6 protein-coding genes are annotated in these 5,244 nt (G+C 65.5%); 2 read left to right on the plus strand and 4 right to left on the minus strand.

Annotation, left to right across the window (positions count from 1 at the left end; all coding sequences use genetic code 11):
• Both BI344_RS06500 and BI344_RS06505 read right to left on the minus strand, forming a co-directional pair.
• Positions 1-306, minus strand: a 306-nt coding sequence (locus tag BI344_RS06500; protein ID WP_071112179.1) for an MAPEG family protein, incomplete at its 3' end; no start/stop codon positions are given.
• Positions 307-317: 11 nt separating this feature from the next.
• Positions 318-992 (minus strand): energy-coupling factor ABC transporter permease, encoded by a 675-nt coding sequence (locus BI344_RS06505; protein ID WP_071112180.1) that lies wholly within the window; start codon positions 990-992, stop codon positions 318-320.
• A gap of 131 nt (positions 993-1,123) precedes the next feature.
• Here BI344_RS06505 and nadC point away from each other — a divergent pair, with 131 nt between their 5' ends.
• On the plus strand, positions 1,124-1,966 hold the full coding sequence (gene nadC / locus BI344_RS06510; protein ID WP_071112181.1) for a carboxylating nicotinate-nucleotide diphosphorylase: 843 nt from the start codon (positions 1,124-1,126) through the stop codon (positions 1,964-1,966).
• Positions 1,967-2,050: 84 nt separating this feature from the next.
• Positions 2,051-3,928 carry a sensor domain-containing diguanylate cyclase gene (locus BI344_RS06515; protein WP_158021039.1) on the plus strand — a complete coding sequence of 626 codons (1,878 nt, stop codon included), beginning with the start codon at positions 2,051-2,053 and terminating at the stop codon, positions 3,926-3,928.
• Positions 3,929-3,938: 10 nt separating this feature from the next.
• Here the strand turns inward: BI344_RS06515 and BI344_RS06520 are convergent, their stop codons facing one another.
• Together BI344_RS06520 and BI344_RS06525 are read right to left on the minus strand one after the other, a co-directional pair.
• Positions 3,939-4,544, minus strand: a complete 606-nt coding sequence (locus tag BI344_RS06520; protein WP_239690881.1) for a CoA pyrophosphatase — start codon at positions 4,542-4,544, stop codon at positions 3,939-3,941.
• A 21-nt stretch (positions 4,545-4,565) separates the two neighbouring features.
• Positions 4,566-5,204: a trimeric intracellular cation channel family protein gene (locus BI344_RS06525; protein ID WP_071112184.1), complete on the minus strand. Its 639-nt coding sequence runs from the start codon at positions 5,202-5,204 to the stop codon at positions 4,566-4,568.
• Positions 5,205-5,244 lie beyond the last annotated feature (40 nt).

Consider the following 5,244-nt stretch of genomic DNA (forward strand, 5'->3'; position numbering starts at 1 on the left):
CGACGCCTGGTCCGCCACATACAGCAGGCCATGCGCCACCCGCGCCAGCGCGAACACCGCGGCCGCCGCGTTCATTTCGGGCAGCGGCACCTTCATCAGCCAGGCCGCCACCACCGCGGCCAGATAAGTGGGCAACGCCTCCCAGGCGTTCTGCTGCGCCCAGCCGGCGCGCAGGCGGTAACCGCTAGCCCGCGCCGCCTCCTCGCGCGGCTTGTGGTTGTCGTACTTCACTCCCGCCTTGGACACCCCGGCCCAGATCAACGGCAACACGGCCACCAACAACAGACTCCATAGCACGAACGGCATCGCAACTCTCCTCAACGATTGCCCGGCTTGTCGCCGAGATAATAGCCGTCGTCGAACGTGGCCACCCACTGCGGCTTGTACACGATCAATACCGCCAGCAAGAGCCCAGTAGTGAAGGCCTCGGACCACGACAGCAGAAAATAGTAAGGCAAGGCATCGTCCAGCAACGCCTCCCACGGATACGCCCCGGCCATGGCCAGCGCCAGCATGCCGCACAAAGCGGCGGCGAACAGGCTGGCGCCGCCTGCCAGAAAACCGTTGACGAACACATACACGAAGAAATGCGCCGGTAGGAAGCGGCGGGCCAGCGCCAGCATCCCGGTCGTCACCGCCACCGCCGGCAGCGCCGTCAACAGCCAATTGACTCCCAGCGCCAGCCACTCCGCCTGCCCTCCCGCCGCCAGCGCCAGCTGCACCATGGCCAACGCCAGCAAAGCCAGCCATGGCCCCATCAATAGAGCAAACAAGGCGGCGCCCAACAGGTGGAACGACAAGCCGGGCTGCAATCCTCCCCGCAGCAGCCACAGCGCCAGATCGAGCACGCAGGCGCCCATCCAAGCATTGAGCGCGCTGGCGTCGAGCTTGCGCCAGGACACCTTGCAGGCCGCCAGGGCGAGGAGCGCCACGGCCAGGGCGCCGGCCAGCCAAGACAACCATGCGCCAAACTGCAGTGCGGATAGATCCATGACATGAAACTTGCAAATCAGACTGCCATCAGCATAACAGAGCCGCCGGATCAACAGGCGCGCTTCGTCATGGCAAAGCCCTCACTTTTGCCGCGCGCCCCGGTACAATATGCTTTTGGATGGAGACCCATATGCCCGCCCTACCCGCTCAGCACCTGATTGCCCAGCAAGTTGGCCAAGCCCTGGCCGAAGACATCGGCCAATGCGACTGGACCGCGCGTCTGATCCACGCGGACAAGACCGGCGCGGCACGGGTGGTCGCGCGCGAAGACGCCGTGATCTGCGGCCAGGCCTGGTTTGACGAATGCTTCCGCCAGGTGGACGCGCGCTGCTCGGTGCGATGGCTGGTCGCCGAGGGCGACAAGGTCGCCGCCGGCAGCGAGCTGTGCCGGATCAGCGGCCCGGCGCGGGCCCTGCTCACCGCCGAGCGCAGCGCGCTCAACTTCCTGCAGCTGCTGTCCGCCGTGGCCAGCGAAACCCGCCGCTACGTGGACGCCGCCGCCGGCAGCCGCGCTCGCATCCTCGACACCCGCAAAACCCTTCCCGGCCTGCGCCTGGCGCAGAAATACGCGGTGAAGGTGGGCGGCGGCGACAACCAGCGCATCGGCCTGTTCGACGGCATCCTGATCAAGGAAAACCATGTCATGGCCGCCGGCGGCGTGGCGGCGGCGCTGCGACAGGCGCAGCAAGACCTGCCGCCCGGCGTGACGCTGCAGATCGAGGTGGAAACGCTGGAGCAACTGGCCGAAGCGCTGGAGCACGGCGCAACGCTGGTGCTGCTGGACAATATGTCGCTGGAGCAGATGCGCGCAGCGGTGGCGCTCGGCGCCGGCCGCGCCCAGCTGGAAGCCTCCGGCGGCGTAGATATGGACAGCGTGCGCGCCATCGCCGCCACCGGCGTCGACCGTATCTCGGTCGGCAAGCTGACCAAGGACATCCGCGCCGTCGATCTGTCCATGCGCTTCACCCTGTAAGCGACTACGCAGTGGCGGCGTTAGCTGTCATACTAATGGCATGCCGATCACAAGCCAAGCATACGCCCGCCTCTGCCTATGGACATGACGCCCAGCAAATTCAGCTCGCGCTCCGCCCGCCATGCCAAATGGGGCGCAGCGCTATTCCTGCTGGTCACCATAGGACTGGTACTGGTGGATCTGGCCGTCAGCTACCGCCAAGTGGAGAGCGAGGCCGGCCACCAGGCCAGCGGATTGAGCCAGCTGCTGGCCGAACGGCTGAGCTCGGGCATCCATGAAGCCGGGCTGATCCTGCAAAGCAGCAACCAGATGCCGGAAGTCCAGCGCCTGCTGCGCAACGGCAACCTTAGCCCCGAGTCGCAACAGAACCTGCAACAGAAGCTGCAGCAGCAGCTGCAACTGGCGCCCTATCTCAGCCAGATAGAAATCGTCGACACCGCCTGCCAGACCGCATTCAGCAGCAGCAGCAACCGCAGCGGCGCGCCCCACGCCCGCCACAACGAGTTCTGCCGCTGGCTGCACCGCATCGACCCGCAGGAAAACAATTACACCGCGGTGATGCACAGCCCCACTGAAGGCGGCATCATTCTGGCCAACAAACTGCATGACGCCGACGGCAACCTGATAGGCATGGCCACCGGCCTGATCAACCACAATTTCTTCCAGGACGAAGTCAGCCGACTGACCGTCGGCGAGCACGGCGAAATCCTGGTGCTGGATCAGCGCCAGCTCACCGTGGCGCGCTGGCCGCAGGTAGCCGGCCACGACCCGCAAAGCTACCGTCCGCTGCAAGCGCACATCATCTTGTCGCACGACGCCAACCAGACGCTGTTCAGCGCGCCCTCCAGCTTCGACGGCTCGATGCGCTTGTACAGCGTGCGCCAGACCGGCAATTATCCGTTCCAGGTGGCGGTGGGCATTTCGCGGCAGGACTTCACCCGCTACGTGTGGGACAAGGCCTGGCTGGCCCTGCCCGGCTGGCTGTTCGTCGCGGCGCTGACCCTGCTGGCGCTGCGCAAGCATCTGTCGAACCTGCATCAGCACCAGTTGCTGCTGCGCGGCAATGAGCGCATCCGCAACAGCGAGGAGCAGGCGCGGCTGATACTGGACACCGCGCCGCTGGCGCTGCTGCTGGTCAATCCGCGCACCAGCCGCATCCAGCACGCCAATGCGCCGGCGCGGGAGTTACTGCGCCTGCCGCCCAGAACGCCGGAAGAAGCGGCGAGCCACGAACTGAATCTGCCGCTGAAACTGCAGCCGGTGGAGCAATGGCTGGCGGAGGACGAGGACGTGATGCAGCGCGAGGTGGAACTGGAGTTGGAGGACCAGAGCCGGCTGTGGGCCATCGTCTCGCTGCAGAAGCTGAGCCGGGACAGCTTCCCGTCCTCGCTGATCGCGCTGTACGACATCTCCGGCCGCAAACTGCTGGAGCAGCAGCTGCATCAAAGCAATCTGCAGCTGGCCGAGATGGCGGTGACCGACCCGCTAACCCGCCTGTACAACCGCCGCCACGCCGACATGGTGCTGCGCGACGAGATCAGCCGCTGCGAACGCTATGGCCAGACCATGGCGATAGCGGTGTTCGATATCGACCACTTCAAGAAATTCAACGACCAATACGGCCACCAGGCCGGCGACGACGTGCTGGTGGCTGTGGCCAACGCGCTGCGCGACACCACCCGCAACACCGATATCAACGCCCGCATCGGCGGCGAGGAATTCATGGTGATCTTCCCCTACACCCGGCTGCGCGACGCGCACAAGGTGATGAGCAGAATGCAGATGGCCCTGACCCACACCACCTTCCCCTTCGTCGAGCAGCGCATCACCTTCAGCGGCGGCGTCACCGACTGGCGTCCCGGCGACACGCCAGCGCTGATGGCGTCGCGCGCCGACAAGCTGCTGTACGAGGCCAAGCTGGCGGGCCGCAACATCATATTGTGCGACCAGGAAACGCCTTGAGCGGTGGGCGCTAGGTGCCGCCCTCCTCAGCCAGCGCGTCGGCCAGCATCCACATCATGGCGGCGGTTGCGCCCCAGATGGTGTAGCGCCGCCATTCGAAAGACAGGTAGCGGCCGGCCACGCCGTCGCGCACATAGTCGTGGCCGCTATAGGCCGCTCGATCCAGCAGCAGACGCAGCGGAACCTCGAACACCTCGGCCACCTCGTCCGGCGCCGGGGACAGCGCCAACGGCGGCATCAGCAACCCCACCACCGGGGTCACCACGTAGCCGGTCACCGTCGCATAGTCGGGCAGACAACCCAGCACCCGCACGCTGCCGGCATCCAGCCCAGTCTCCTCCTGCGCCTCGCGCAAGGCGGCAGCCAGCGCCGAAGCGTCGCTGCTCTCCACCTTGCCGCCCGGAAAGCTGATCTGGCCGGGATGGCTGGACAAGTGCTCGGTGCGGCGGGTAAACAACACCGTCGCGCCGTCGTCATGCCACACCAGCGGCAGCAGCACCGCCGCCGGCCGCAGATCCGGCCCCGCCTGCCGGCGAGGCAGATCCGCCACCTTGCCGGTAAAATCGTACCTCTCAAGCCGCCGGGCAATCAGCGCGGCGGCGGCGTTTGCCTCCATCGACCACATATCCTTATCCTTTTACCGCCCGCTCCCGCCCATCCTAGGCAAGGTCAATTCGTGGCGATGCGCCAACAGGCGCAACGCCAGCCCAAGCCAGAACAGCACCTGCAAGGACAATGCGCCCACCCAGCCCAACCGGTCGGCGAGAAACAACCCGCCCGCCATCAAAATGGACACCGTGCCGTAGAAGTCCCGATGCAGGATGAAAGGCACATCGTTGACCATCATGTCGCGCACCACCCCGCCACCCACCGCGGTGACAAAACCCAACGAAACCACGCCGAAGGCGTTCAGACCCGACAACAGGCCCACCTGGGCGCCGGCCAAGCTGAAAGCCACCAGGCCCAGCGAGTCGGCGACGATGAACAGGCGCTCCAGCGTGCGGCTCTTGCGTTTGTGCAGGCTGGACAGCCAGGCCGCCAGCAGGGCGAAGACGATGATGATCAGATTGGTGTAATCGTAGAACACCAGCGGCACCCGCCCCACCAGCAGATCGCGGATCACGCCGCCGCCGATGGCGGTGACCAGGGCGATGATGCAGATGCCCAGCAGATCCAGCCGCTTGCGGAAGCCGACCAGATATCCGGAAAAGGCGAAAGCCGCGGTGCCTATCGCGGAAAACCACTCCATCTGGAAAATCCGGCCAGTCCATTCCATGACTCAATGTACCAAAAAAAATGCCAGACCGGCATGGTCT

This window comes from Chromobacterium sphagni (assembly GCF_001855555.1).
In the GTDB taxonomy this organism is placed as follows: Bacteria; Pseudomonadota; Gammaproteobacteria; order Burkholderiales; family Chromobacteriaceae; genus Chromobacterium; species Chromobacterium sphagni.

What these genes read in the sequence shown, in the direction of transcription:
- BI344_RS06505 (WP_071112180.1), bottom strand. Translation starts at nt 992, where the DNA reads ATGGATCTATCCGCACTGCAGTTTGGCGCATGGTTGTCTTGGCTGGCC.
- nadC (WP_071112181.1), top strand. Translation starts at nt 1,124, where the DNA reads ATGCCCGCCCTACCCGCTCAGCACCTGATTGCCCAGCAAGTTGGCCAA.
- BI344_RS06515 (WP_158021039.1), top strand. Translation starts at nt 2,051, where the DNA reads ATGACGCCCAGCAAATTCAGCTCGCGCTCCGCCCGCCATGCCAAATGG.
- BI344_RS06520 (WP_239690881.1), bottom strand. Translation starts at nt 4,544, where the DNA reads ATGGAGGCAAACGCCGCCGCCGCGCTGATTGCCCGGCGGCTTGAGAGG.
- BI344_RS06525 (WP_071112184.1), bottom strand. Translation starts at nt 5,204, where the DNA reads ATGGAATGGACTGGCCGGATTTTCCAGATGGAGTGGTTTTCCGCGATA.